This window comes from Carboxylicivirga linearis (genome assembly GCF_018271995.1).
GTDB lineage: Bacteria > Bacteroidota > Bacteroidia > Bacteroidales > Marinilabiliaceae > Carboxylicivirga > Carboxylicivirga linearis.
On record NZ_JAGUCO010000119.1, the window covers coordinates 1 to 677 of the forward strand.

The following is a 677-nucleotide window of genomic DNA, read 5'->3' on the forward strand; positions in this document are numbered from 1 at the left end:
CTTGTAGTAGCGGGGGCCCGACTCGAACGGACGACCTTTGGGTTATGAGCCCAACGAGCTACCAACTGCTCCACCCCGCAATATATCTTAAACAATGTGTTGTCTTTGTTATTGCGGCTGCAAATATAGAGTTCTTATAATTGTTATGCAAATCTTTTTTGTGTTTAGTATGCTATTATGACTTATCGGTTGTCTAATGTGTTCTGAATGCGCATTTTAAATTTGAAACTTTTTTTGTCGGCAAAAAAAAATCGAATGTTGTTATTTGTGAATAGCAGAAATAAATGAAATAAAAAAGCCTTGAAGAAAAATCCCCAAGGCTTGTAGTAGCGGGGCGCGACTCGAACGGACATCCGGCAGCTGCCGGATATGAGCCCTATTCTTATTAATGAATAATTTGCCAGATAAAGTCCCTTCCGCGATGGGACTTAAGTTCTTTCTCTCTTCGCATCGCATCCGACTTTTCAATAAAATCCTCCTGGTAAATTAATTTCCAAGGTCTATATTTGATAGACCATCTTTTAGTTGCTTTTTCATTATGAGATAGTACTCGTTTGTTGAGACTAGAGGTAAATCCAATAAATATTTTATTGAAATTTGGAGAAAATAATACGTAGACAGTAAACATGTGAAATTTCTTTACAATAAAATTATCACATGAATTGAAAAATAAAAAA

General features: G+C 35.9%; 1 protein-coding gene and 1 tRNA gene. Both read right to left on the reverse strand.

Annotated elements, in window-relative coordinates; translation table 11 throughout:
• Positions 1-7: 7 nt before the first annotated feature.
• Positions 8-80: transfer RNA gene (locus KEM10_RS23925), tRNA-Met, on the reverse strand.
• 305 nt (positions 81-385) lie between these two features.
• The coding region (locus KEM10_RS23930; RefSeq protein ID WP_212220964.1) for a GIY-YIG nuclease family protein at positions 386-677 on the reverse strand (292 nt) is incomplete at its 5' end.